Source organism: Micromonospora sp. CNZ286 (assembly GCF_014207755.1).
In genome coordinates this window covers 3220712-3246806 of the sequence record NZ_JACHIZ010000001.1, presented here as the reverse complement: position 1 = coordinate 3246806, position 26095 = coordinate 3220712, and the positions used below count along the sequence as shown (strand labels likewise).

The following is a 26095-nucleotide window of genomic DNA, read 5'->3' as shown; positions in this document are numbered from 1 at the left end:
ATCAGGAGACGGCGACCGGGTCGCCGACCCGGATCTCGCCGGTGCTCAGCGGGACCAGGCGGACGCCGAACCAGGTCTTGCCGTCGTGGCGCCGGTGCCGGGCCAGCGTGCGGATCGGCTCCTTCCCGCCGGCGAGGGTCTCCGGGTCGATGAGCGTCACCGAACAGCGGTCGCAGCGTTCGGACACCCGGAAGTCCACGGCGCCGATGCGCACCCGCGTCCAGCCGTCCTCGGCGAACGGTTCGACCGGCCCGTCCAGCACCACAGTCGGCCGGAACCGGGCCATCGCCGGCGGCTCCGGCGCGGGCTCGCCGCGTTCCAGCGCGCCCTCGACGATCCAGTCCCGCAGCCGCCGCAGCGACGGCAGTGTGGCCACCAGCAGCGGTCCGGCGTCGGACAGGTTCAGCGGATCACCGGGGCCGCCGCCGTGCTCGGCCGACATCGGCCGGCGGCGCGGGTCGTCCAGCCAGGCCAGCCGTACGGGCCGGCCCAGCCGCGCGGAGAGCCAGTCGTGGGTCTCGTCGGCGGCGAGCCGGACCGTGTCCAGCCGGGACACGTCGGTGGCGACCGGCGGCCCGTCCACCGGTTCGGCGACTGTCAGCGACGAACCGTCGCGGGCGGTGAGCGTGATCGACCCGGCGCCGGGGGCGGCGGTCACGCCGAGCAGCGCGGGCAGGGCGGTCGAGCCCAGTTTGCCGCCGTCGGGGCGCAGCACCAGCCAGCGGCGGTCGTGACGCAACCCCCACGGCTCGACGTCGGCCCGGTCGACGTCGACGCCGCCGAGGGACTTGACCGGGTACAGGTGCACCGAGGCGAGTCGCGTCACCACGCCCTCAGCCGATCTTCGGGGTGGCGCGGTCGATGATCGCTGCGAGGTCCAGCCCGCCCGGCAGCGTCCCGTACGCCTGACCGTGGTCGCCGTCGAGCCGGGAGGCGCAGAACGCGTCGGCGACCGCCGGGTGGCCGTGGCGCACCAGCAGCGCGCCCTGGAGCACCAGCGCCAGCCGCTCGACCACCCGCCGGGCGCGCAGCTCCAGGTCGGTGTGGTCGGCCAGTTCGTCGCGCACCCGGCGCACCGCGGCGTCCAGCCGGGCGTCCGCGCCGGCCGCGGCGGCCACCTCCGCCTCGTACGCGGCGAGCACCTGCGGTTCCCGGGTGAGCGCGCGCAGCACGTCGAGCGCGGCGACGTTGCCGGAACCCTCCCAGATCGAGTTCAGCGGCGACTCGCGGAACAGCCGCGGCATGCCGGACTCCTCCACGTAGCCGTTGCCGCCCAGGCACTCCAGCGCCTCGGCGGCGTGCCCCGGCCAGCGCTTGCACACCCAGTACTTGCCGACGGCGAGGGCGAGGCGCTTGAACGCCGTCTCGCCGTCGTCGCCGCGCGCGGACCGGTCGGTCGCGCCGGCCAGCCGGACCATCAGGACGGTGGCCGCCTCGGACTCCACCGCCAGGTCGGCCAGCACGTTGCGCATCAGCGGCTGGTCGGCCAGGTAGTCGCCGAACGCCCGCCGGTGGGTGGCGTGGTGCACGGCTGTGGTCACGCCGTGGCGCATCCCGGCCGCCGCGCCGATCACGCAGTCGAGCCGGGTCAGGTTGACCATGTCGATGATGGTGCGCACGCCCCGGCCCTCGTCGCCGACGCGCCACGCCACCGCGTGCTCGTACTCGACCTCGGCGGATGCGTTGGAGCGGTTGCCGAGCTTGTCCTTGAGCCGCATCAGCCGCATCGGGTTGCGGGTGCCGTCGGGCAGCACCCGGGGGACCAGGAAGCAGGTGAGACCGCCGGGCGCCTGGGCGAGGGTGAGGAACAGGTCGCACATGGGCGCCGAGGTGAACCACTTGTGCCCGACGAGCCGGTAGCTGCCGTCCGGCTCGGGCCGGGCCGTGGTGGTGTTGGCACGGACGTCCGAGCCGCCCTGCTTCTCGGTCATCGACATGCCGGCGAGCAGGCCGCGCTTGGTCTGCGGTGGGCGCAGTCCGAAGTCGTACTCGCGGGTGGTGAGCAGCGGCTCGTAGCGGGCGGCCAGGTCCGGGCTGTGCCGCAGCGCGGGCACCGCCGCGTAGGTCATCGAGATCGGGCAGCCGTGCCCGGCGTCGGGCCGCCACAGGTAGAAGCCGGCCGCGCGGGCCACGTGCGCGCCCGGCCGGTCGTCGGCCCACGGCGCGGCGTGCAGGCCGTGACCGACGGCGGTACGCATCAGCTCGTGCCAGGACGGGTGGAACTCCACCTCGTCGATGCGGTGGCCGTACCGGTCGTGGGTGCGCAGCACCGGCGGGTGCTCGTTGGCGAGCCGACCGTGCTCGGCGGCCTCCTCGCCACCGGCGAGCCGGCCCAGCTCGTGCAGCCCGGGAAGCGCCCAGCCGGCACCCTCGCGGGCCACGCCGTCGCGCAGCGCCGGGTCGTCGGCGGTGTCGTGGCCGACCATCGGCGGGACCTGGTTGACGACCTCGTGTGTGGTCACGGCGGCAACTCCCAGCGCTGGTGGCGGATCGGGTCGGGGCCCGGATTGAACCACCGTTCACTCCGCACCGGCAAGCGGCGGCCGACCAGTCACTTTGGCGGTATTCGTTGACATCATCCCGCTCGGGGAGAAGACTCGCCGAAACTTTCTTTTGTCCGGGAAGTGGCTAGGGGGGCCTGTGTCCAGGAAAAAGCTCGGTGTGCTCGGTGCCGCACTCACACTGACAGTCGGCGTCCTGTCCGGATGCACCGGCGGCGAGGCGGTCGACGTCGGTGGCGGGGGGAACGCCGGCGGCGCCGGTGGTGTCCTCAACGCCGCGATCGGCGGCGAGCCGGACCAGCTCGACCCGCACAAGACCTCGGCGTACTACAGCTTCCAGGTGCTGGAGAACGTCTACGACACGCTCGTCGAGCCGGACGCCGACCTCAAGATGGTGCCGTCGCTGGCGACGAAGTGGACCACCAGCGACGACCAGCTCACCTGGACGTTCACGCTGCGCGAGGGCGTCACGTTCTCCGACGGGTCGCCGCTGACCTCCGAGGACGTCGTCTACTCGTACGAGCGGATCATCAAGGAGAAGCTGAACAACGCGTACAAGTTCGCCACCGTCAAGTCGGTCACCGGGCCCGACCCGGCCACAGTGGTGGTGACGCTCAGCGCGCCCACGCCGAACCTGCTCGCCAACCTGGGCGGCTTCAAGGGCGTGGCGATCGTGGAGAAGTCCAACGTCGAGTCCGGCGCGGTGAAGACCGCGCCGGTCGGCAGCGGCCCGTTCAAGGTGGCCGGCTACACCTCCGGCGACAGCGTCAAGCTGGTCCGCAACGACTCGTACTGGGGGGAGAAGCCGAAGCTGGACGGCGTCACGTTCACCTTCGTCAAGGACCCCACGGTGGCGCTGCAGAACCTGCGCAGCGGCCAGGTCCAGTGGACCGACAACCTGCCGCCCCAGCAGGTGAAGTCGTTGCAGGACGGCGACGACCCGGTGGTGAAGTCGGCGGCCTCCACCGATTACTGGTACGTGGCGCTCAACGAGGCCCGCAAACCGTTCGACAACCCCGAGGTGCGACGCGCCATCGGCTACGCGCTGGACCGCGAGGCGATCACCAAGGCGGCGAAGTTCGGCCTGGCCACCGTCAACCAGACCGCCATCCCGAAGGCCAGCGCGTTCTACTACGACTACGCGCCCTACAGCCACGACCCGGGCAAGGCGAAGCAGATGCTCGGCCAGGCCGGCGTGAGCAACCTGACCATGGACCTGATGGTCACCAGCGAGTACCCGGAGACGGTCACCGCCGCGCAGGTCATCGCCGCGCAGCTCAAGGACGTCGGCATCACCGTCAAGATCCGTACGCTGGACTTCGCCCAGTGGCTCGACGAGCAGGCGAAGGGCAACTTCGACGGGTTCATGCTCGGCTGGCTCGGCAACATCGACCCGGACGAGTTCTACTACGCCCAGCACCACAGCGGCGGCACGTTCAACTTCCACAAGTACAAGAACCCGGCGGTCGACAAGCTGCTCGACGACGCCCGCACCCAGACCGACCAGGGCGCCCGCAAGCAGGCGTACGAGCAGGCGGCGAAGCAGATCGTCGACGACGCCAGCTACCTCTACCTCTACAACCCGGACGTGGTGCAGGGCTGGTCGAAGAAGGTCTCCGGCTACGACGTGCGCACCGACCGGGCGATCCGGTTCCGGTCGGTCGCCCTGGCGAAGTGATGGCCCGCTTCGTCCTGCGGCGGGTCCTCCAGTCGGCGGTCGTGCTGGTCGGCGTCACGCTCGTGGTGTTCCTGCTGCTGCAACTGGTGCCGGGCGACCCGGTCCGGGTGGCGCTCGGCACCCGGTTCGACCCGCAGACGTACGAGGCGCTGCGGGAACGCGCCGGCCTCGACCAGCCGCTGCCGGTGCAGTACGCCAGCTACCTGGGGCACGCGCTCACCGGTGACCTGGGGGTCAGCTTCCGCACCGGCCAGCCGGTGAGCCAGATCGTGCTGGAACGGCTGCCCGCCACGCTGTCGCTCGCCGTCACCGCCGTGGTGTTCGCGCTGCTCGTCGCGTTCCCGCTGGGCATCGTCGCGGCGGTACGCAGCGGCTCCGCCGTCGACCACGCCGCCCGCGTGTTCAGCCAGTTCGGCGTCTCCGTGCCGGACTTCTGGATGGGCATCATGGGCATCCTGCTGTTCGCCGGGGTGCTCGGCTGGCTGCCCCCGTCCGGTTACGTGGCGCTGACCGACGACCCCGGCAGGTGGGCCACCCACGTGGCGCTGCCGGCGGTGACCGTCGGCCTGGTCACCGCGTCGATCCTGACCCGGTTCATCCGCTCCTCCGTGCTGGAGGTGCTCTCCGCGGACTACGTACGCACCGCCGAGGCGAAAGGGCTGCGCAACCGGGTGGTGATCGTGCGGCACGTGTTGCGCAACGCGCTCATCCCGGTCGTCACGGTGGTCGCGGTGCAGCTCGCCAGCCTGCTCGGCGGCGTCATCGTGATCGAGGTGCTGTTCGCCTGGCCCGGCATCGGTCGGCTCACCTTCGACGCCGTGCAGGCCCGCGACTATCCCGTCCTGCAGGGCGCGGTGCTGCTGGTGGCGGCGTTGTTCCTGCTGGTCAACCTGCTGGTGGACATCCTCTACGCCCGCCTCGACCCGAGGATCACGGTCAAGTGATCGCCACGACCGAGAGCACCGGACGCCGCGTCCTGGACGCGCTGCGCCGCGACCCGCTCGCCGTCGGCGGCACCATAGTGCTCGTACTGCTGGTGGTGGTCGGTGTGGCCGGCCCGTGGCTGGCCCCGGCCGGCGTGAACGACGTCGACGTGGACCAGATGCTGCGCCCACCCAGCGGCGCGCACCCGTTCGGCACCGACGAGTTGGGCCGTGACGTGCTCAGCCGGGTGCTCGTCGCCGCCCGCGTGTCACTGCAGGTCGGCGCCGTCAGCGTCGGCATCGCGCTGGTCGCCGGCGTGACGCTCGGACTGTTCGCCGGCTACTACCGGGGCTGGCTGGACAGCGTGCTCATGCGCTGCATGGACGTGCTGTTCGCGTTCCCGGTGCTGCTGCTGGCGGTCGCCATCGTGGCGGTGCTCGGCCCCGGCCTGCTCACCGCCATGGTCGCCATCGGCGTGGTCTACACGCCCATCTTCGCCCGGATCACCCGCGCCGGCGTCCTGTCCGTACGCGAGCAGGTGTTCGTCCGGGCCGCCGTCTCCATCGGCGCGTCCGACCTGCGCATCATGCGCCGGCACGTGCTGCCGAACATCGCCGCGCCGCTGATCGTGCAGACGTCGCTGTCGCTGGCGTTCGCGATCCTCTCCGAGGCCGCGCTGTCCTTCCTCGGCCTCGGCATCCAGCCGCCCGCGCCGGCCTGGGGCCGGATGCTGTTCGACGGGCGCGGCTTCGTCACCGACGCGTGGTGGCTGGGTGTGTTCCCGGGCGCGGCGATCTTCCTCACCGTACTGGCGTTCAACCTGGTCGGCGACGCGCTGCGCGACGTGCTCGACCCGCGCCAGCTCACCCTGGGCGAGGCCCGCAGGAGCACCCCATGAGCGAGCGCACCGAGCCCATGCCGAGCCAGCGCCGGCACCCCATGACCGACTCGACGGTGCTGTCAGTGGACGACCTCACCGTCACCGTCGGCACCCGCCGCGGCCCTGTCCGTGCCGTCGCCGGGGTGTCCTGGCAGGTGCGGCAGGGGGAGACGTTCGCGCTGGTCGGCGAGTCCGGCAGCGGCAAGAGCATGACCCTGCTCGCCGCCACCGGCCTCGCCCCGCGCGCCGCCACAGTCACCGGCCGGGTCCGGCTGCTCGACACGGAGCTGACCGCGCTGCCCGACGACCGCCGCCGCAAGGTACGCGGCCGGCACGTCGGGTTCGTCTTCCAGGACCCGATGACCTCGCTCAACCCGGTGCTGCCGGTGGGCCGGCAGGTCACCGAGGCGGCCGAGGAGCACCTGGGGCTGACCCGCCGCGCCGCCCGCGACCGGGCGGTGGAGCTGCTGGAACTGGTGGGCATCCCGTCGGCCGCGCGGCGCGTCGACGCGTACCCGCACCAGTTCTCCGGCGGCATGCGCCAGCGCGTCGCCATCGCCATGGCGCTCGCCTGCGAGCCGGACCTGCTGATCGCCGACGAGCCGACCACCGCGCTCGACGTCACCACGCAGGCGCAGATCATCGAACTGGTCGCCGATCTCCAGGCCCGGCTGGGCACCGCCGTCGTCTGGGTCACCCACGACCTGGGCGTGGTGGCAGGCATCGCCGACACCGTGGCGGTCATGTACGGCGGGCGGATCGTCGAGCAGGGCCCCGTCGACGCGGTGTTCGACACGCCCACCCATCCGTACACCCGGGCGCTGCTGGCGGCCCGGCCGGACCCGTCACGCCGCGGCGAGGACCTGGTCGCCATCCCCGGTTCGCCGCCGAGCCCGCTGGACCTGCCGCCCGGCTGCGCGTTCTGGCCGCGCTGCCCGGTACGCGCCGACCCCCGCTGCGAGCACGAGCTGCCCCCGCTGACGCCGGTCGGCGACGGGCACACGGCCCGCACCTTCTACCGTGGAGAGGCCGGATGAGCGCCGACACCCCGGACGTGGTCGCCGAGCTGGACGACCTGAAGGTGCACTTCCCGACCCCGGCCGGAACCGTCCGCGCCGTGGACGGCGTCAGCCTCGCCGTACGCCGGGGCGAGACGCTCGGGCTGGTCGGCGAGTCGGGCAGCGGCAAGTCCACGGCCGGCCTGGCGCTGCTGCGGCTGGTCGACCCGACCGCCGGACGGGTCCGGGTGGCCGGCGCGGACGTGACCCGCTGGTCGCGCCGCCGCCTGCGCGCGACGCGCCGCTACGTCGCGATGGTCTTCCAGGATCCGCAGGCATCGCTCGATCCACGCCGGACGGTCGGCGACAGCATCGCCGAGCCGCTGATCGTGCACCGGCTCGCCACGTCCGCCGCCGCCCGGCGGGACCGGGTCGCGGAGCTGCTGGACCTGGTCGGTCTGCGCGCCGACACCGCCGGCCGGTATCCGCACGAGCTGTCCGGCGGCCAGCGCCAGCGCGTCGGCGTGGCCCGGGCGCTGGCCGGCGAGCCGGACCTGATCGTCCTGGACGAGCCGATCGCCTCGCTGGACCTGAGCGTGCAGGCGCAGATCATGAACCTGCTCCGGCACCTGCAACGCGACCTGGGGCTGACCTACCTGTTCATCGCGCACGACCTGGCCGCCGTCGAGCACATGAGCGACCGGATCGCGGTGATGTACCTGGGCCGCATCGTCGAGACCGGCCCACCCGAGCGGATCTACCGGCACCCGGCGCACCCCTACACGGCGGCGCTGCTCTCCGCGGTGCCGGTGGCCGACCCCCGCGTGGAGCGGGAGCGCCGCCGGATCGTGCTCACCGGCGACATCCCGAGCCCGGTGGACCCGCCGAGCGGTTGCCGCTTCCGTACCCGATGCCCCCAGGCCCGCCCCGCGTGCGCCGAGACCGATCCGGCGCTCGCCGAGGTCGGCACGGGCCACCACGCGGCGTGCCTGTTCCCGCTCGACGGCGACCGGGACGGCGGCGTGGGGGAGGCGGCGACGACGCACGCCGACGCCGCCGGCACGCCGTAGGCTCGCGCCCATGGCGTTCACCACCCGGCCGACGTTGCGCGGCACGTTCGGCATGGTCTCCTCCACGCACTGGCTGGCCAGCCAGTCCGCGATGGGCGTGCTGGAACGCGGCGGCAACGCCTTCGACGCCGCGGTGGCCGCCGGGTTCGTGCTGCACGTCGTGGAGCCGCACCTCAACGGCCCGGCCGGCGAGGTGCCCGCGGTCCTCGCCACCGCGACCGACCCCACCCCGCGGGTGCTGTGCGGTCAGGGCCCGGCCCCTGCGGCCGCGACGGTCGCCCACTTCCGGTCGCTCGGCCTGGACCTCGTGCCGGGCGCCGGTCCGCTCGCCGCCGTCGTGCCGGGCGCTGTCGACGCCTGGCTGTTGCTGCTGCGCGACCACGGCACCCGAACGCTCGCCGAGGTGCTGGAACCGGCGATCGGCTACGCCGCCGCAGGCCATCCGCTGGTCGGCCCGGCCGGGCAGACCGTCGCGCGGGTCCGTTCGCTGTTCACCGACCACTGGCCGACCTCCGCGCGCCTCTGGCTCCGCGACGGCCGCCCGCCCGCGCCGGGGGAGATGGTCACCAACCCGGCGTACGCGGACACGCTGCGCCGCCTCGTCGACGCGGGACGGGCCGCCGGTGCGGACCGGGAGGCGCAGATCGAGGCGGCCCGGCGCGCCTGGCGGGAGGGTTTCGTCGCCGAGGCGATCGACGCGTTCAGCCGGCTGCCGTTCCGCGACTCCAGCGGGCGTGCGCACGCCGGGCTGGTCACCGGCGACGACCTGGCCGGATGGTCGGCCACCTGGGAGGAACCGGTCACGCTGGACTGGCACGGGCACACGATCGCCAAGACCGGCTTCTGGGGCCAGGGCCCGGTGCTGCTCCAGACGCTCTCCATCCTGGACGCGCTCGACGACCCGCGTGTCCACGACCCGTCGAGCCTGGAGGGCATCCACGCGCAGGCCGAGGCGCTGAAGCTCGCGTTCGCCGACCGGGAGGCGTGGTACGGCGACACCGACGTGCCGGGCTCCGCGCTGCTGTCGGCCCACTACGCCCGTGCGCGGGCCGCGCTGGTCGGCGACCGTGCCGACACGACGCTGCGCCCCGGAAGCCCGGCGGGCGAGCCGCCCCGGCTCCCGTCCCACCTGCACGCCGACGTGGGTCGCCGGACCGTCCCGCAGGATCCGAGCACCGGTGAACCCACGGTACGGGCGGACGGCGTGACCCGCGGCGACACCTGCCACGTCGACGTGGTGGACCGGTGGGGCAACATCGTCTCCGCCACGCCCAGCGGTGGCTGGCTGCAGAGTTCACCTGTCATCCCGGAGCTGGGCTTCCCGCTCGGCAGCCGGTTGCAGATGTGCTGGCTGGAGGAGGGGCTCGCCTCCACGCTGCGGCCGGGGCGGCGTCCGCGTACCACGCTCAGCCCGACGCTCGTGCTCCGCGACGGCGAGCCGGTGATGGCCTGCGGGACGCCCGGCGGCGACCAGCAGGACCAGTGGCAGCTGCTGTTCCTGCTGCGGCACCTGGCCGGCGGGCAGGAGTTGCAGGAGGCGATCGACGCGCCGACGTGGCACACGACGAGCTTCCCCGCGTCGTTCTATCCACGCGAGGTCGAGCCGGGCGTGCTGGTGCTGGAGGACCGGATCGACGGCGACGTGCTGGCGGGCCTGCGCGCAAGGGGCCACACCGTCCGCCTGTCCGACCCGTGGAGCCTGGGCCGCATGTGCGCGGTGACGCGCGACCCGCGCACCGGGGTCCTCTCCGCGGCGGCGAACCCCCGAGGCGCCCAGGGCTACGCCACAGGCCGCTGACCCACCCTCCCCTGAGCGCGGCCGTGGGCGTACGGGCATGATGGGGCCGTGGCCGGGCCCTGTGTCGCAGTCCTGCTGCCCGATCCGTGGACCGCTTCGCATGTCGAACTGTTCCGGGTCTGGCTGGCGGAGGCGCTCACCAACCAGACCGGCGACTGGTGGCTGCTCCGAGAGCCGTCCCGCTTGGGCTGGCAGGCTGAGTCACCGGTTACCGGGCCGATGCTGGTCGAGCCGGATGACTGGGACGTGGAGGATCCGGACGAGGCAGCATTTCTGGCGCGCGCCGCCGGGTTCCGGCCCGCGACAGAGGTCGTTCTGGCCTCGGCGACGAACGGCGTGGACGACCACCGGTTCCTGGCGCATCTCGCGGTAGCGATAGCGCACCGGTACGGCGGGCTGATCGATCTCACCGGTCCACTACCGGTCCCACCTCCGGCGAGAGTCCGCGTCCTCGATGCCGTCGAGGCCGGTACCGGGATCGAGGAGTGGTGGGCCGGATCCCGGGAGACCCTCAGGATGCTCGGCGGGGCATGGCACGAGATCCCCTACGTGGCCGCCGGTGGCACCCGGCACATCTACCACGTCGTCGAGCCCGATCTCCTGACAGTGTGGTTGACGCATCCACAATTTCGCATGGTGAAGTAGCGCGACGAGTCTGGCGACGTCGAGCCGGCCCAGGGAGAGGGCATGGTCAGGTGTCGATCCGGGTGATGTTGCGGATCTTGTTGGCGGCGTCGAGGGCGGCCACCTTGTACGCTTCCGCCAGCGTCGGGTAGTTGAAGACGGCGTCCAGCAGGTAGTCGACGGTGCCGCCGCAGCCCATCACGGCCTGCCCGATGTGGACGATCTCGGTGGCGCCGGTGCCGAACACGTGCACCCCGAGCAGCCGCCCGTCCTCGGGTGAGACCAGCAGTTTCAGCATGCCGTACGAGTCGCCGACGATCTGCCCCCGGGCCAGCTCCCGGTAGCGGGCGATGCCCACCTCGAACGGGACGGACGCATCCGTCAGCTCCTCCTCGGTCTTCCCGACGAAGCTGATCTCCGGAATGGTGTAGATGCCGATCGGTTGCAGGTCCGACATGCCGCGCGCCGATTCGCCGCAGGCGTGCTGGGCGGCCAGCCGGCCCTGTTCCATCGAGGTGGACGCCAGCGCGGGGAAGCCGATCACGTCGCCAACGGCGTAGATGTTCTCGACGGTGGTGCGGTAGTCGGCGTCGACGGTGATCCGGCCCCGGTGGTCGGCGGTGAGCCCGGCTGCCTCCAGCGCGAGGTCGTCGGTCTGCCCCTGTCGCCCGGCCGAGTACATCACCGTGTCGGCGGCGATCTTCTTGCCGCTGCGCAGGACGCAGAGCGCGGCGCTGCGGTGCTTCTCCACGGCGGCCACCTCCTCGCCGAAGCGGAAGGTCACCGACAGGTCCCGCAGGTGGTACTTCAGGGATTCGACGATCTCCTCGTCGCAGAAGTCGAGCATCCGCGGGCGGCGCTCGACCACTGTCACCTTGGTGCCGAGCGCGGCGAACAGGGACGCGTACTCCATGCCGATCACCCCGGCGCCGACGACGACCATGCTGCGCGGGACGGCCTGGAGGTTGATGACGCCGTCGGAGTCGACGATCGTCCGGTCGTCGAAGTCGACGCTGTCCGGGCGGGCCGGGCGGGTGCCGGCGGCGATGACCGCCTTGTCGAAGCTGACCCGGGTCTCCCGGCCGGAGCCGGCGTCGACCCAGACGGAGTGGGCGTCGGCGAACCGGCCGGTGCCGGTGATCAGCGAGACCTTGTTGCGGGCCAGCTGGTTGCGGATGACGTCGGTCTGCCGGGTGATCACGTGCTGGGTGCGGGCGGCCAGGTCCGCGACGGTGATGTCCTCCTTGACCCGGTAGCTGCTGCCGTAGAGGTCGCGCTGACTCAGCCCGGTCAGGTAGAGGACCGCCTCGCGCAGCGTCTTGGAGGGCACGGTGCCGGTGTTGATGCACACCCCGCCGAGCATGTCGCGGCGGTCCACGATCGCGACGCGGCGGCCCAGCTTCGCCGCGGCGATCGCCGCCTTCTGTCCACTCGGTCCGGAGCCCAGCACCAGCAGGTCGTAGTCATACACGAGCGCCAGCCTCGCAGGGTCTCGCAACCCGCGCCAGCCGAGACGCCCCCACGAAGATCGATCACTGCCGTAGGGTGCGCTGATGCGCCGCCCCGTAACCCTGATCATGCTCCTCGTACCGTTGCTCGTCGCCGGGTGCACCACCGCTCCCGCCACCCCGGCCGCGACCCCCTCCGCCTCCACTCCGCCGAGCCCGACCGCGCCCGCCGTCGACTACGCCGCCTGGCAGGCGGGGCGGTCGACGCCGGTGGCCGACCCGGTCTATCCGGCCCGGGGCACCGACGCGCTGGACGTCCTGCACTACGACCTCGCGCTGGAGTGGGCGCCGTCGACCACCACCCTCACCGGCACCGCCACGCTGCGGATCCGGCCGGTGAAGGACGCGCCGAGCCTGGTTCTCGACTTCATGCCCTACCAGCTCGACAGCGTCACGCTGGATGGCGCGACGGTTCCCGGCGCGGTGGCGAAGGAGAAGCTGACCGTGTCCGCCCCGGTGGTGGCGGACGAGCCGGTGACCCTGGTGGTCACCTACCACGGCCGGCCGAAGACGACCCCGATGCCGTCGCACCGCAAGGACACCGAGGCCCTGGGTCTCACCGTCACCAAGGAGGGCGGCCTCTGGACCATGCAGGAGCCGTTCGGGGCGTTCACCTGGTACCCGGCGAACGACCAGCCGTCGGACGAGGCCCTCTACGACATCCGGGTGACAGTGCCGGCCGGCTGGTCCGCGATCGCCGGCGGCACGCCCGCCGGTCAGTCCGGCACCACGTTCAGCTACCGGAGCACCGACCCGGTCGCGACCTACCTGACCACGCTCGCGGTGGGGAAGTACCAGAAGCTGACCGCGGCGGGGCCGCGCGGCGTGCCGCTGACCTACTGGTACCGCAAGGGCGCGGACGACAAGCTGCTGCCGTACCTGAAGAAGTCCCCGCAGTACCTGGCCTGGCTGGAGAAGAAGTTCGGTCCGTACCCGTTCCCCTCCGGCGGCGTCGTGGTGGTGGACTCGGCGTCGGGCATGGAGACCCAGCAGATGATCACGATGGGCCGGAAGATCGAGAACACCGCGGCCCGCCGGGACCGCTGGGGCAGCGATCTGCTGCACGAGTACGCCCACCAGTGGTTCGGCAACTCGGTCACGCCCACCACCTGGACGGACCTGTGGCTGAACGAGGGCTGGGCGAAGTACATCCAGGACCTGTACACCAAGGAGACGCTGAAGCTCAGCGAGGCCAGCCTGGACCGTTACCTGCGCGAGGGTGACGCCGTGCTGCGCAAGAAGCTGGGTCCGCCCGGCCGGCCCGATCCGAAGCGGTTCGCCGAGGGGAACGTCTATCTGTGCCCGGCGGCGATGCTGCGCGAGATCCACCGGACGGTCGGCGACGCGGCGTTCTTCGCGCTGGCCCGCGCCTGGGTCCAGGAGCAGCGCAACACGCCGCAGGACCGGGCCTCGTTCATCGCCTTCGTCAACAAGCAGACGGGCCGCGACTTCACCGCGCTGATCAACGCCTGGCTGGACTCCCCGACCACGCCGAAGAAGATCACCCCGAAGAAGATCGGCTGACCCGGCGCGGGCCCCGCCCGTCCGGCGGGGCCCCGCGCCGCGTCTCAGCGGCCCTGGAGCGAGCGGACGTTGTCGGCGAACGTCCAGCCCTTCGAGCCGTCCCAGTTGACCGACCAGGTCATCAGGCCCTTGAGCCGGCCCTGGTAGGTGTTCCACGCCTGGGCCACCAGCGCCGGGCTCATGTAGCCGCCGCCGGCGCCGACCTGCGCGGGCAGCCCGGGGACCTGCCGGTCGAGCGGTACGCGGATGGTGGTGCCCTGCACGACCAGGCCGGCGTCGAGGCAGTTGGTCTGCGCGACGAACCCGGCCACGGTGCCGGCCGGGTACGAGTCACCGGCGCAGCCGTACATCGAGCCGTTGTAGTACTGCATGTTCAGCCACCACAGCCGCCCGTTGTCGGCGTACTTCTTGACGATCGGCAGGTACGCGCCCCAGATCGAGCCGTAGGTGACGCTGCCGCCGGTGACGTACGCGGTCTCCGGCGCCATGGTGAGCCCGAACCCGGCCGGCATCTGGGCCAGCACCCCGTCGATGATCCGGATCAGGTTGGCCTGCGAGGGGGAGAGCTGGTTGATGTTCCCGCTGCCGGTCAGGCCGGTCTCGATGTCGATGTCGATGCCGTCGAAGTTGTGCCGCTTGAGGATCGGCACGACGGTGGCGACGAACCGGTCGGCGACCGCGCTGGAGCTGAGGTCGATCCCGGCGGTGGCGCCGCCGATGGACAGCAGCACTGTGAGCCCGGCGGCTTTGGCCTGGCACACCTGCGCCGGGGTGGGCACCTTGACGCCGGCGTCCATGCCGTCCTCCCAGAGCACGGTGCCGTCGGCGCGGATGACCGGGAACGCGGCGGTCACCACGTTGTAGCCGTGCCCGGTGATCCGGGAGTCGGTGATCGGGATCCAGCCGAGGCCGGGGTGTACGCCGTTCGCGGCGCCGTCCCAGTTCTCCCAGTAGCCCTGAAGCACCTTGCCGGACGGCCGGGACCGCAGCGCGCAGGTGTCTCCGCCCGGCGTGGTCGGGCTGGACGACACAGTGGGCGTGGGCGTCGGCGTCCGCGTGGGGGAAGCGGTCGGGGAAGGGGAGGCGGTGGGGGAGGGCGACGGCGGCCGGGTGGTGGGGCTCGGCGACGGCGTGCCGCCGGTGCAGGCGCCGAGGTCGGTCCAGAGCGCCGGTACGGCGGCCGGGTTCCAGCCCGCGCCGGCGGGCGGGGTGTGCGTGACGAGCGCCTGGTAGAGCCGGCCGTTATAGGTCACCCGGCTGCCGGCGGTCCAGGTGACGCCCTCGGCCCAGGCCGGCGCGTCACAGGCGACGAGCGTGCCGACGGCGCGGGCCGGTGTGGCGGCGGTGGCGGGCAGGGCGGCGGCGGTGGCGGCGAGCAGCGCGACGCCACCGAGCAGAGCGGTCATCCCACGTCCGAGTCGCATGACATACCTCCTCATCGATGCGCCGGAGGTTATCAGTTAACTTTGTTAAGTGTAAATGCGGCGTACCCTGTCACCACCCCGTTCAGGGTGTGAAGCAGGAACGAAAGCCGCCCGCGGGCGGCCGGGAAGGACGGCGGCGACGTGGACGCCAGACGCACCACGGTGCGTGACATGCGCCGGGCCAACAGGTCGGTCCTGCTGACCCGGATCTGGCTGGACGGTCCGCTCAGCCGGCACGAGCTGGGCCAGTCCACGGCGCTCAGCCTGGCCAGCGTCAGCAACCTGGTCGGCGAGATGATCAACGAGGGCCTGGTCGAGGAGGCCGGCTCGGTCGAGTCCGACGGCGGCCGTCCCCGCGTGCTGCTGCGCGTCGCGCCCGGCTACGGCTACCTGGTCGGCGCCGACGTCGGCGAGACCCGGGTCCAGGTGGAGTTGTTCGACCTGAGCATGACCGCGCTGGCGAAGGCGGAGTACCCGATCGCCGCGGCCGACCCCGACCCCGAGCAGGTCGCCGCGCACCTGCGGCACGGCCTCGCCGCTGTCACCGAGCAGGCGGGCGTCGACCCGGCCGCGGTCCTCGGCTTCGGCGTCGCCGTCGCCGGCACCGTCGAGCGCACCGCCGACGCCGTGGTGCACGCCCAGACGCTCGGCTGGGACGGCGTGCCGCTCGGCGCGATGCTGCGCGCCGGCACCGACGTACCGGTGCACGTGGACAACGGCGCGAAGACGCTCGGCCAGGCCGAGATGTGGTTCGGCGCCGGCCGCGGCGTCCGGCACGCGGTGGTCGCCCTGGTCGGCTCCGGCGTCGGCGCGAGCGTGGTCGCCGACGGCGTCGGCTACCGCGGCGCGCACAGCAGCGCCGGGGAGTGGGGCCACACCACAATCGTGTACGGGGGCCGCCGCTGCCGCTGCGGCAACCTCGGCTGCCTGGAGGCGTACGTCGGGGCGGAGGCGGTGCTGGACCGGTTCCGCCAGGCCAACCGGGGCCGCCCGGCACCCGGCGCGGACGAGGAGACCGCCTTCGGTGAGCTGCTGCGCTCCACCGGCAGCACCGCCGCGAAGGTGATCGACGAGACGGTCGGCTACCTGGGCGCCGGGGTGGCGAACCTGGTCAACCTGTTCAACCCGGAGCGGGTGGTGCTCGGCGGCTGGGCCGGGCTGGCCCTGGGCGAACGGCACCTGCCCGCGATCCGCGAGGCCACCGCGCGGCACGCGCTGCGGCAGCCGTACGCGCAGACCTCGATCGAGCTGTGCCGGCTGGGACCGGACGCGGTCGCGATGGGCGCGGCCACCCTGCCGATGACCCGGCTGCTGCGCGACGGCGGCGTGGCCCGCGACCCGGCCGCCCGCCCGGTTCCGGCGTGGGGGCGAGGCCGGCGTCACTGACCGGCCCGGCCCCCCACGCCGCGGCGTCAGCGCTGCCCGCGGACCCGCCGCACGGTGTCCCGGTACCACAGCGCGCTGCGCTTGGGGGTGCGGCGCTGCGTGTCGTAGTCGACCCGGACGATGCCGAACCGCTTGTCGTAGCCGTACGCCCACTCGAAGTTGTCCAGCAGCGACCAGGCGAAGTAGCCGCGCACGTCGGCGCCGGCCGCCCGCGCCCGGGCCACCGCCCGCAGGTGCTCGGTGAGGTAGCCGACCCGGTCGTCGTCGGCGACGAACCCGTCGGCGTCCGGCGTGTCGTCGAACGCGGCGCCGTTCTCGGTGATCACCATGGGCGTGCCCGGGTAGTCGCGGTGCAGGCGCACCAGCAGGTCGGTGAAGGACTCCGGCACGATCTCCCAGTCCATCGCGGTACGCGGCAGGTCGCGGCGGACCACCCGGCGTACCGGCTTGCCGTCGTCGTCGCGGTCCCGGCCCTGCTCGTCCACGCCGGAGTGCAGCTGCCCGAAGTAGTAGTTGACCCCGAGCACGTCGATCGGGGTGGCGATGACGTCCAGGTCGCCGTCCTCGACGGGGATACGGACCCCCTCGGCGGCCAGGTCCGCGATCACGTCCTGCGGGTACGCCCCGCGCAGCACCGGGTCGAGGTAGAGCCGGTTGGCCAGCCCGTCGGCGGCCCGCGCGGCGTCCCGGTCCGCCGCGCTGCCGGTCTCCGGGTCGGCGGTGGACAGGTTCAGCGTCAGGCCCAGCTCGATCGGGGAGCGGGCCGCCTCGCGCAGCCGCCGCGTCGCCAGCCCGTGCCCGAGCAGCAGGTGGTGCGCAGCGGCGATGCCGTCGCCCAGGTTCCGCCGGCCCGGGGCGTGGTCGCCGTAGGCGTACCCGAGCATCGCCGAGCACCACGGCTCGTTGAGCGTGGTCCAGGTGCGGACCCGGTCGCCGAGCGCGGCGAACACCAGCTCCGCGTAGTCGGCGAACCGGTACGCGGTGTCCCGGTTCGGCCAGCCGCCCGCGTCCTCCAGCTCCTGCGGCAGGTCCCAGTGGTACAGCGTCACCCACGGCTCGACGCCCCGGCCGAGCAGCTCGTCCACCAGCCGGTCGTAGAAGGCCAGCCCGGCCACGTTCGCCGGACCGCGCCCGCCCGGCTGCACCCGGGGCCAGGCCACCGAGAACCGGTACGTGTCCAGTCCCAGGTCGGCGATGAGCGCGACGTCCTGCGGCATCCGGTGGTAGTGGTCGCACGCCACGTCGCCGTTGTCGCCGTTCGCCACAGCGCCCGGCACCCGGCAGAACGTGTCCCAGATGGACGGGGTGCGGCCGTCGGAGGCCACCGCGCCCTCGATCTGGTACGACGACGTCGCCACCCCCCACCGGAAGGTCGGCGGCAGCGTGTCGATCGGGTCCGCACCGGCGACTGACGACGGGCGGGTGAGGTCGGTGTCCATGGTTCTCCTCGCGGGTAGCGGGTGGTGTCGGGCGGGTCAGCGGGACAGGGGCGCGACGGCCGGGTGCAGCCGGCACGCGACGGCCCGCGCCGGGTCGTCGACGCGCGGGGCGCCGAGCACCGGCACCTGCTGGTCGCACCCGTCGAACGCCTTCGGGCAGCGGGGATGGAACGCGCAGCCGGAAGGCATGGCGCGCAGGTCCGGCGGAGAGCCGGGGATGCCGGTCAGCTCGCGGCGCGGCCCGTGCAGCGCCGGGAACGAGTGCAGCAACCCCTCGGTGTACGGGTGCAGCGGTTCCCGGTACAGCCGGGTGGCGGGCGCCTCCTCGACGATCCGCCCGCCGTACATGATCGCGATCCGGTCGGAGAACTCGACCAGCAGCGACAGGTCGTGGGTGATGAACAGGACCGCGAAGCCGAGGCGTTCGCGCAGCTCGGCGAGCTGGCCGAGGATCTGCCGCTGCATCACCACGTCCAGCGCGGTGGTCGGCTCGTCCATGATGACCACCTGCGGTTCCAGCGCCAGCGCCATCGCGATCATGACCCGTTGCCGCATGCCGCCGGAGAGCTGGTGCGGGTAGCTGTCCAGCCGGTCGGCGGAGATGCCGACCAGGCGCAGCAGCTCCTTGGCCCGGGCCGACCGGCTCGCCGCCGTGCTCGTGCGCTCGTGCGCCCGGATCACGTCGAGCAGCTGGGTGGAGACCCTGTGCACCGGGTTGAGCGAGTTCATCGCGCCCTGGAACACGATCGACGTCTCCGCCCAGCGGAACTCGCGCAGCTTCGCCGGGCTGAGCGTGAGCACGTCGACCGGCGGGCCGTCGGCCGGGTGGTAGATGACCTGGCCGCCGCTGACCACGCCGGGCGGGGGCAGCAGCCGGGTAAGCCCGTACGCGAGCGTGGACTTGCCGCTGCCGCTCTCCCCGGCCAGGCCGAGCACCTCGCCGCGGTGCAGCGTCAGGTCGACGTCGCGGACCGCGCGGACCGCCTCCGCGCCGACGCCGTAGTCGACGCACAGCCCGCGGATCTCCAGCACCTGGTCGCTCATGCGCGCTTCCCTCTCTCGTCGGCGGGCGGCCTGACGGCGTCGGCGGGCGGCCGGCCGTCGGCGTCGCGCGGCTGCATCGGCACCGACGCGGTGACCGGCGCGAGCACCGGGGTGAACCCGACGCGCATCGCGACGACGCGACCGTCGGCGGTACGGATCCGGGTCCGGCCGCCGGTGCGCAGCCGCGGGCTCACGAACTCGTCGATGCCGAAGTTGATCAGCGCCAGCGCGGTGCCGAGCAGCGCGATGGCCAGCCCGGCCGGGACGAACCACCACCAGGCGCCCTGCGCCAGGGCCTGCTGTCCCTGCGCCCAGAACAGGATCGTGCCCCAGTTCCACGACGTCATCGACGAGATGCCGATGAACGCCAGGGTGATCTCCGACATCACCGCGAAGATGACGGTGCCGACGAAGCCGGAGGCGATGATCGCGGTCAGGTTCGGCAGGATCTCGAAGCCGATGATCCGCCAGGTCCGCTCGCCGGTGGCGCGGGCGGCCTCGACGTAGTCGCGGCGGCGCAACGACAGCGTCTGCGCGCGCAGCACCCGGGCGCCCCACGCCCACGAGGTGAGGCCGATGATGAGCGCCACGAGCATGTCGCCGGCCTGGTCGACCAGGGACGTGACGATGATGATCAGCGGCAGCGCCGGGATCACCAGGAACACGTTCGACACCGCCGACAGGCCCTCGTCGGCCGCGCCGCCCAGGTAGCCGGAGGTCACGCCGATGAGGATGGACAGGATCGTGGCGAGCACGCCGGCGATCAGGCCCACCACCATGACGCTGCGCGCGCCGACCAGGATCTGGCTGAAGATGTCCTGCCCGAGGTGGGTGGTGCCGAACCAGTGCCGGGCCGAGGGCGCCTGGAGCACGTCGGCGCTGCGCGCGTCCGGGTCGTACGGCGCGATCCACGGCCCGATCACCGCCAGGAGCACGTACACCCCGAGGACTGCCAGGCCGGTCGCGGCCTTGGCGTTGGCGACGAAGCGGAACCGGCGGCGGCGTGCCCGGGCCGACGGCTGCGCCATCGCCCCCTGGCCGGGGATGACCTGCTCGATGCTGGACGGGGAGAGTGTCATCGCTCAGCTCTTTCGGGTCCGCGGGTCGAGGAGCAGGTACGCCACGTCGGCGAGCAGGTTCGCCACCAGCACCGAGATCGTGATGATCAGGAAGATGCCCTGCATCAGCGGATAGTCCTTCGCGCCGACGGCCTGGAAGAGCTGGAACCCCAGACCCGGGTACGAGAAGACGATCTCCACGAGCAGCGTGCCGCCGACGATGAAGCCGAGGGACAGCGCGAACCCGGACACGTTCGGCAGCAGCGCGTTGCGGGCGGCGTAGCTGAGCGCCACCCGGCGCTCGGACAGCCCTTTGGCGTGCGCCACGGTGATGTAGTCCTCGCTGGCGACAGTCACCATCATGTTGCGCATGCTGAGGATCCAGCCGCTCATCGACGACACCAGGATGGTCGCCGCGGGCAGGATGCTGTGCTGGATCGCGCTCGGCACGAAGTACGCGTCGAACGCCGGCACCAGGCCCGGCTCGTAGCCGCCGGAGGAGGGGAAGAAGCTGCCCGGCCCGGCGAACAGCGCGATCGCGACCAGGCCGAGCCAGAAGTACGGGATCGAGGACAGGAACGTGGTGGCCGGCAGCAGCCCGTCGATCCACGAGCCGCGCCGCCAGCCGGCGCCGACGCCGAGCGCGGTGCCGAGCAGGAAGCTGACGATCGTGGTGACGCCGACCAGGCCGACGGTCCACGGCAGGCTGTCGCCGATCACCTGCGACACCGGGGCGGGGAAGAACGTGAACGACAGCCCCAGGTCGCCGTGCAGGAGCTGCCCCCAGTAGGCGACGTACTGCTCCCACAGCGAGCGGTCGGAGTCCAGCCCGAACAGCACCCGCAGCGACGCGATCGCGTCGGCGCTGATCCGGCCCTGGTTGCGGGAGATCAGCGACTGTACGGGGTCGCCGGGCACCATCCGCGGGATGAAGAAGTTGAGCGTGATCGCCGCCCAGGCGGTGAACAGGTAGAAGGCCACCCGTTGCAGCAGGAATCTCACCGGGCCGCCTCCGTTCCGGCCTGCTCCGCGTTCGCCGGCTTCTCCGCGTTCGCAGGCTTCTCCGCGTTCGCAGGCTTCTCCGTGGCGACGGTGTCCGCGTCGTACAGCCAGCACGCCGCCCAGTGGCCCGGCGCGTCGTCGACCGGGATCGGCGGCGGCAGGTCGGTGGCGCAGCGCGGCATGGCCGCCGGGCAGCGCGGGTGGAACCGGCATCCGGCCGGCGGGCGGATCAGGCTCGGCGGCTCGCCGTGACCCCGCTCGCCCGCCGCCGCGCCGTCGCCGCCCGCGCCGGTGATCCGCTCCGGGTCCGGCGCCGATTCGATGAGCAACCGGGTGTACGGGTGGGCCGGGCGCTGGGTGACCGTCTCGCTGTCACCGCCCTCGACCATCCGCCCGGCGTACATGACGATCGTCTCGTCGGCGAAGTAGCGGGCCGAGGCGATGTCGTGGGTGATGTAGAGGATCGCCAGGTCGAGCCGGTCCTTGAGGTCCTGGAGCAGGTTGAGCACGCCGAGGCGGATCGACACGTCGAGCATGGACACCGGCTCGTCGGCGAGCAGCACCTCGGGATCGGCGCCGAGCGCCCGCGCGATCGCCACCCGCTGGCGCTGCCCGCCGGACAGCTCGTGCGGGAACGCGTCGAGGTAGCGCTCCGGCGGGGTGAGCGCGACCCGGGTCAGCAGGCCGGCGAGCGCCTTCTCCAGCCCGTCCGGTCCGGTCCCGGCGTTGCCGTGGATGCGCAGCGACCGGGTCAGGTGGTAGCGGACCGTGTGCACGGGGTTCAGCGAGGCGAACGGGTCCTGGAGGATCAGCTGCACCCGGCGCACGTACGCCCGGAACCGGCGCCCGCCGCGTACCCGGGTCGAGCGGCCGTGCAGCCGGATGTCGCCGGCGGTGCGCGGGTAGAGCTGGGCCAGCAGCCGGGCGACTGTGGACTTGCCGGAGCCGGATTCGCCGACGAGTGCCGTCACCCGGCCACGGCGCAGCGCGATCGATACGTCGTCGACGGCGTGCACCACCGCCGGGGTGCGGGAGAGGAGGTCACGCAGCCGCCGGCGGACGGGGAAGTGCTTGGTCAGGCCGACGGCCTCCAGCACCACCTCGTCGGCCGGCGCTGGTGCGCTCTCGGTCAACGTCATGCCGCATTCCTGTCTCAGGGTTGCCGAAGAGAGGGGCGGGCGCCGCCGGCCCGGCCGGGCGATCGTGGCCGGGCCGGCGGCGCCGGGTCAGCCGGCGACCGGCTTGAGGTGCAGCACCACGTCCACCGCGTTGGGCTGGGTGGGCTGGAGCGCGCCGTACGGGTTCGAGTCGTCCGGCCAGCCGGTCCAGTTCTTCGTGCTGTACGCGCCGCCGATGTTGTCCGCGCCGACCGGGATCATCGGCACCTGCTCGACGAAGATCTTCTGCAGGGTGGCCATCGCCGTGGTGCGGGTGGCGTCGTCGGTGGCGTTGGCGTACGACACCAGCGCGTCGGTGGCCTCCTTGCTCTGGAACCGGCCGAAGTTGCCCGCCGGGGAGGCGGTGCCGATCGGCTTGAGCACGCGGCCGTCCATGATGGTCCGGTAGATGTCGTACGGCGTGGCGCCGGACTCGGTCCACCGGAACGTGGCCTCGAAGTTGCCCTGCTCGACGTTGCGGAACCAGGCGTCCTGGTTGGCCTTGTCGATGGTCGCAGCGATGCCGATCTTCGCCAGGTTGCCCTTCACGATCTCCAGGCTGGTCTGGTAGTCGGACCAGCCGGCCGGGTCGGTGAGCCGGATCGTGACCGGCTTGCCGCTCTTGTCCTTGAGCGTGGTGCCGTCGAGCTTGTAGCCCGCGCCGGTGAGCAGCGCCTTGGCGCCCTCGACGTCGACCTTGTGCTCCTGGCCCTTGTACTCGGGCGCGATGAACGAGTCACCGGCCGGGCTGGGCAGGCCGGTCACGCTCTTGACCTCCGGGTGGAAGTAGCCGGCCTCGGCGGTGGTGAAGATGTCCGCCCGGTCGATCACCATGTTCATCGCCTTGCGCAGCGTCGGGTCGTCGAACGGCTTCTTCGTGGTGTTCACGTAGAGGCCGTGGATGCCCAGCACCGGCGGCGCCCACATCTTGTGGTTCTTCTGGTCCTTCGCCACGAACACGGTCTGGTAGTTCGGGATGAAGACGAAGCTCCACTCCGACTCGCCGTTGGCGAGCGCGGTGGTCTGCGCGCTGTTGTCCGTGTAGGACGTGTACCGCAGCTCCTTGACCTTCGGCGGGTCCTGCCAGTAGCCGCTGTCGCGCACGGAGAGCGTCGTGGTCGCCGGGGTGAACGACTTCAGCGTGTACGGCCCGCTGCCGACCGGCTGCTTCACCGGGTCGGTGGCCGGGTCGGCGATCTTCTCCCACAGGTGCTTCGGCACGATCGGCACCCGCCACAGCACCTTCTGCTGGTTGACGAACTGCGGGCTGGCCATCGAGATGGTGACCTCGTTGCCGCTGGCCACGGCGTCCGTGTACGGCACGCCCTGGTCGTTGAGGGCCGGGAACTTCTTCACCAGGTTGTAGGTGAACGCGACGTCCTCGGCGGTGACCTTCTGCCCGTCGGACCAGGTGGCGTTCTCCCGGATGGTCACCTTGACCGTCTTGTAGTCCGACGACCACTCGGCCTTGGTGGCGAGCCACGGCTTGAACGGCTCGGCCGGCTTGACCGGGTTCCACATCATCAGCGGCTCGTAGATCTGCCACCGGTAGCCGAGCGACGCGGCGGCCGAGGTGGTGAGGAACGGGTTGTTGTTCTCCGCCTGCGGGCCGTTGGGCATGCCGACGTTCAACACGGTCGCGGCCTGGCCGCTCTTCTTGTTCGCGTTCGGGCTGTCGCCGCAGGCGGCGGCGCCGGTGACCATCGCGCCGGCCAGCGCGAGGGCGAGGAGTTGCCGTCTTCTCATGGAGGTCTCCCTCGGTGGTCCCGCAGTCCTCGGGCGGGATGTGGTGGATGGAGGTGTGCGGTGGTGCCACCGGCGGGCGGGCCCGCCGGCGTGGTCGCCGGTACGGCGGGGTGGGTCAGGTGACGCGGGCACCCGCCGGCTCCCGCGCGCCTGTCGAGTCCGGTGCGGTCGGGTCGCTCGTGGTCGTCGAGTCGCGGGCGGTGAAGCCGGTCGGGATGACGGTCGGGGTGTCCGGCAGCGGGGTGCCGGCGAGGTGGCCGATGAGCAGGCGGGCGGCGGCCGTACCCATCTCCCGCAGGGGCTGGCGCACCGAGCTCAGCGGCGGGTGGGTGTGCCCGGCCAGCGGGAGGTCGTCGAAGCCGACCACCGCCACGTCCTGCGGGACGCGCCGCCCGGCGTCGCGCAGCGCCTGCAACGCCCCGGCGGCCGACAGGTCGTTGTGGGCGAAGACGGCGTCGAACGGTACGCCGTCGGCGAGTAGCCGCCGTACCGCCGCGCGCCCGCACTCGAAGGTGAAGTCGCCCTCCACCACCCGGTCCGGCTCGATCGGTACGCCCGCGTCGGCGTAGGCGCCGGCGAACCCGGCGAGCCGTTCCCGGGTGCAGCCGAACCGGCGCAGGCCGGTGACGACGAGCGGCCGCCGCCGGCCGAGCGCCAGCAGGTGCGTGGCGGCGGCCCGCGCGCCTTCCTCGTTCGTGGTCCGCACCGACGGGAAGCCGGGCTGGTGGCCCCGGTCGTCGATGAGGATGACCGGCAGGCCGCGCCGGTGCAGCTCGGTGATGTAGTCGAGCGTCCCCTCCGGTTCGACCACGAGCAGGCCGTCGAACGACTTGGCCGAGACCTGGGAGGCGAACCGGCGCATCGACTCGTCGCCGTGGGTGCAGGTGAACAGCAGCATGCCGTAGCCGGCGGCCTCGACCACGTCGGCCGCGCCCTGGAGCACCTCGCCCATCCACGGCCAGGTCAGCGCCGGGACCAGCATCCCGACCACCCGGGTACGCCCCCGGGCGAGGCCGACCGCGCGGGCGCTCGGCACGTACCCGAGGTCGCTGATCACGGCACGGACCCGGTCGGCGGTACGGACGTGCACCTCGCCCTTGCCGTTGAGCACCCGGGAGACCGTCGTCTTGCTCACCCCGGCGCGGGTGGCGACGTCGGCGATGGTGATCGGCACGTGACGCTCCCGGGTCGCAGGGATGAGCGGGGTGTTTCGGAACCGGTTGCGGAAGCGGTTCCGTGGCAGTCAACCCAAGTGGCGCGGGTCACGTCAATCACAGACGGATAACGATGCACTGCTAAGTTCGAGGCTTGAAAAAGGTGTCCGGGCTGCGGCTCCGCCGATCACGGCGATGAGCAGGGTCGATGCCTCGTTCCTTCGTGCAGGGCGGTCCGAAGTGGACGCTCAGGGGCGGGCGTACACGTCGCCGGAGTTGGCCTCGTCCGGCAGCGTGCGCAGGTACGCGGCCACCTCGGCGGCCTGACGCCAGCCGGGCAGCGCGAACTCCATCTCGTCACCGATCGCCACAGTGAACCGGGTGAAACCGAGCGCGGCGAGCCGGTCCAGGCAGCGCGCCGCCGCCACCCGGGCGATGGTGGTGAACTCGAACGACAGCGCGGGGACCGGCCGGCTCAGCCCGGCCAGCACGGCGTCCTCGAAGCCCTCCACGTCGATCTTCACGAACGCCGGTACGCCGTGCGCGGCCACGAGCGCGTCCAGCGTGGTGCCCGGCACCTCGATCTGGGCGTCCCAGATCTCGCCCGTCCAGCCGGGCGCGCCGTCGGCGGCGCGGACGAACCCGGGGGAGGCGGTGGAGACGGTCGGGTTGGCCGAGTTCACGTGCAGTCGCACCGGCCCGGCGGTACGCCCGCACGCCGCCTCCACCACCGTCACGCCGTCGTCGCCCGTGTACATCTCGCGCAGCACCCGGGCGCACAGCGGCTGCGGCTCGACCGCCACCACGCGCGCACCGAGACGGCGGAAGCTGCCGAGCCGGTCGCCCACGTGCGCGCCGACGTCGAAGACCAGGTCACCGGCGCGGACCAGCGGGGCGTAGAACGCGTCCAGGGCGGCGTCGCGTGCCGGGTCGCCGTGGTAGAAGTCCAGCGACCGGCGCAGACCGGACATCGCCGGGTCCGCCTTGAGCATCTCGATCACCCCGTCCCGCACCCTCCCGACGCTAGCCACCCGGGCGCACCCGCGAGCCCCATTCGCGTCCCTTGAGCAATCACCCCATCCTCCTAGGATGCCGCAGGGATGGTGCGCTGCCCGCGCCCGCTCCGCATCTCCGCGCGAGCAGTCAACGAGGACCAGCAGATCTTGGTACGAAACGGCCC

General features: G+C 72.5%; 21 protein-coding genes. 9 read left to right on the top strand and 12 right to left on the bottom strand.

Features of this window, described 5'->3' with window-relative positions; translation table 11 throughout:
* Position 1: 1 nt before the first annotated feature.
* Both FHX31_RS14680 and FHX31_RS14675 read right to left on the bottom strand, forming a co-directional pair.
* On the bottom strand, positions 2 to 829 hold the full coding sequence (locus FHX31_RS14680; RefSeq protein ID WP_184976495.1) for an MOSC domain-containing protein: 828 nt from the start codon (positions 827 to 829) through the stop codon (positions 2 to 4).
* A gap of 4 nt (positions 830 to 833) precedes the next feature.
* A complete protein-coding gene (locus tag FHX31_RS14675; RefSeq protein ID WP_151014514.1) occupies positions 834 to 2462 on the bottom strand; it encodes an acyl-CoA dehydrogenase family protein in 1629 nt (542 codons plus the stop codon).
* Between the two features lie 178 nt (positions 2463 to 2640).
* On the opposite strand from FHX31_RS14675, the gene FHX31_RS14670 reads away from it, so the two are divergent.
* Genes FHX31_RS14670 through FHX31_RS14640 form a run of 7 tightly spaced genes read left to right on the top strand, consistent with a single transcriptional unit; the run spans position 2641 to position 10494 of the window.
* The gene (locus FHX31_RS14670; RefSeq protein ID WP_123110104.1) at positions 2641 to 4179 is read left to right on the top strand and encodes an ABC transporter substrate-binding protein; all 1539 of its coding nucleotides are present in this window, start codon (positions 2641 to 2643) and stop codon (positions 4177 to 4179) included.
* On the top strand, positions 4179 to 5123 hold the full coding sequence (locus FHX31_RS14665) for an ABC transporter permease (RefSeq protein WP_013476859.1): 945 nt from the start codon (positions 4179 to 4181) through the stop codon (positions 5121 to 5123). Before FHX31_RS14670 ends, FHX31_RS14665 begins: the two co-directional genes overlap by 1 nt.
* A complete protein-coding gene (locus FHX31_RS14660) occupies positions 5120 to 6001 on the top strand; it encodes an ABC transporter permease (RefSeq protein WP_047893983.1) in 882 nt (293 codons plus the stop codon). Before FHX31_RS14665 ends, FHX31_RS14660 begins: the two co-directional genes overlap by 4 nt.
* Before the next feature lie 41 nt (positions 6002 to 6042).
* Complete coding sequence (locus FHX31_RS14655) at positions 6043 to 7020, top strand: ABC transporter ATP-binding protein (protein WP_184977789.1); 978 nt, start codon at positions 6043 to 6045, stop codon at positions 7018 to 7020.
* Positions 7017 to 8051: an ABC transporter ATP-binding protein gene (locus tag FHX31_RS14650; RefSeq protein ID WP_184976493.1), complete on the top strand. Its 1035-nt coding sequence runs from the start codon at positions 7017 to 7019 to the stop codon at positions 8049 to 8051. The genes FHX31_RS14655 and FHX31_RS14650 overlap by 4 nt, the downstream gene beginning before the upstream one ends.
* Before the next feature lie 10 nt (positions 8052 to 8061).
* The gene (locus tag FHX31_RS14645) at positions 8062 to 9849 is read left to right on the top strand and encodes a gamma-glutamyltransferase family protein (protein WP_184976491.1); all 1788 of its coding nucleotides are present in this window, start codon (positions 8062 to 8064) and stop codon (positions 9847 to 9849) included.
* 48 nt (positions 9850 to 9897) lie between these two features.
* A complete protein-coding gene (locus FHX31_RS14640) occupies positions 9898 to 10494 on the top strand; it encodes a DUF6368 family protein (protein ID WP_151014503.1) in 597 nt (198 codons plus the stop codon).
* Between the two features lie 46 nt (positions 10495 to 10540).
* On the opposite strand, the gene sthA is transcribed toward FHX31_RS14640, so the two are convergent.
* On the bottom strand, positions 10541 to 11944 hold the full coding sequence (gene sthA, locus FHX31_RS14635) for a Si-specific NAD(P)(+) transhydrogenase (protein WP_184976489.1): 1404 nt from the start codon (positions 11942 to 11944) through the stop codon (positions 10541 to 10543).
* Between the two features lie 82 nt (positions 11945 to 12026).
* Here sthA and FHX31_RS14630 point away from each other — a divergent pair, with 82 nt between their 5' ends.
* Positions 12027 to 13505: a M1 family metallopeptidase gene (locus FHX31_RS14630; RefSeq protein ID WP_013476854.1), complete on the top strand. Its 1479-nt coding sequence runs from the start codon at positions 12027 to 12029 to the stop codon at positions 13503 to 13505.
* A gap of 44 nt (positions 13506 to 13549) precedes the next feature.
* On the opposite strand, the gene FHX31_RS14625 is transcribed toward FHX31_RS14630, so the two are convergent.
* Positions 13550 to 14929: a carbohydrate-binding protein gene (locus FHX31_RS14625; RefSeq protein ID WP_184976487.1), complete on the bottom strand. Its 1380-nt coding sequence runs from the start codon at positions 14927 to 14929 to the stop codon at positions 13550 to 13552.
* 141 nt (positions 14930 to 15070) lie between these two features.
* Here FHX31_RS14625 and FHX31_RS14620 point away from each other — a divergent pair, with 141 nt between their 5' ends.
* A complete protein-coding gene (locus FHX31_RS14620; protein ID WP_091327894.1) occupies positions 15071 to 16315 on the top strand; it encodes an ROK family transcriptional regulator in 1245 nt (414 codons plus the stop codon).
* A gap of 26 nt (positions 16316 to 16341) precedes the next feature.
* Here the strand turns inward: FHX31_RS14620 and FHX31_RS14615 are convergent, their stop codons facing one another.
* The 8 genes from FHX31_RS14615 to FHX31_RS14580 form a co-directional block, all read right to left on the bottom strand.
* Entirely contained in the window at positions 16342 to 17754 is a 1413-nt protein-coding gene (locus FHX31_RS14615) for a GH1 family beta-glucosidase (protein WP_184976485.1), read from the bottom strand.
* A 36-nt stretch (positions 17755 to 17790) separates the two neighbouring features.
* Complete coding sequence (locus tag FHX31_RS14610) at positions 17791 to 18798, bottom strand: ABC transporter ATP-binding protein (protein WP_184976483.1); 1008 nt, start codon at positions 18796 to 18798, stop codon at positions 17791 to 17793.
* Positions 18795 to 19877 carry an ABC transporter permease gene (locus FHX31_RS14605; protein WP_013286254.1) on the bottom strand — a complete coding sequence of 361 codons (1083 nt, stop codon included), beginning with the start codon at positions 19875 to 19877 and terminating at the stop codon, positions 18795 to 18797. Before FHX31_RS14605 ends, FHX31_RS14610 begins: the two co-directional genes overlap by 4 nt.
* 3 nt (positions 19878 to 19880) lie before the next feature.
* Positions 19881 to 20858 carry an ABC transporter permease gene (locus FHX31_RS14600; RefSeq protein ID WP_013286255.1) on the bottom strand — a complete coding sequence of 326 codons (978 nt, stop codon included), beginning with the start codon at positions 20856 to 20858 and terminating at the stop codon, positions 19881 to 19883.
* Positions 20855 to 21997, bottom strand: a complete 1143-nt coding sequence (locus tag FHX31_RS14595) for an ABC transporter ATP-binding protein (RefSeq protein ID WP_184976481.1) — start codon at positions 21995 to 21997, stop codon at positions 20855 to 20857. The genes FHX31_RS14600 and FHX31_RS14595 overlap by 4 nt, the downstream gene beginning before the upstream one ends.
* Before the next feature lie 87 nt (positions 21998 to 22084).
* Positions 22085 to 23761 carry an ABC transporter substrate-binding protein gene (locus FHX31_RS14590; RefSeq protein WP_091327880.1) on the bottom strand — a complete coding sequence of 559 codons (1677 nt, stop codon included), beginning with the start codon at positions 23759 to 23761 and terminating at the stop codon, positions 22085 to 22087.
* A 115-nt stretch (positions 23762 to 23876) separates the two neighbouring features.
* Complete coding sequence (locus FHX31_RS14585; RefSeq protein WP_184976479.1) at positions 23877 to 24935, bottom strand: LacI family DNA-binding transcriptional regulator; 1059 nt, start codon at positions 24933 to 24935, stop codon at positions 23877 to 23879.
* Positions 24936 to 25163: 228 nt separating this feature from the next.
* Positions 25164 to 25907, bottom strand: a complete 744-nt coding sequence (locus tag FHX31_RS14580) for an FkbM family methyltransferase (protein WP_184977788.1) — start codon at positions 25905 to 25907, stop codon at positions 25164 to 25166.
* Positions 25908 to 26095 lie beyond the last annotated feature (188 nt).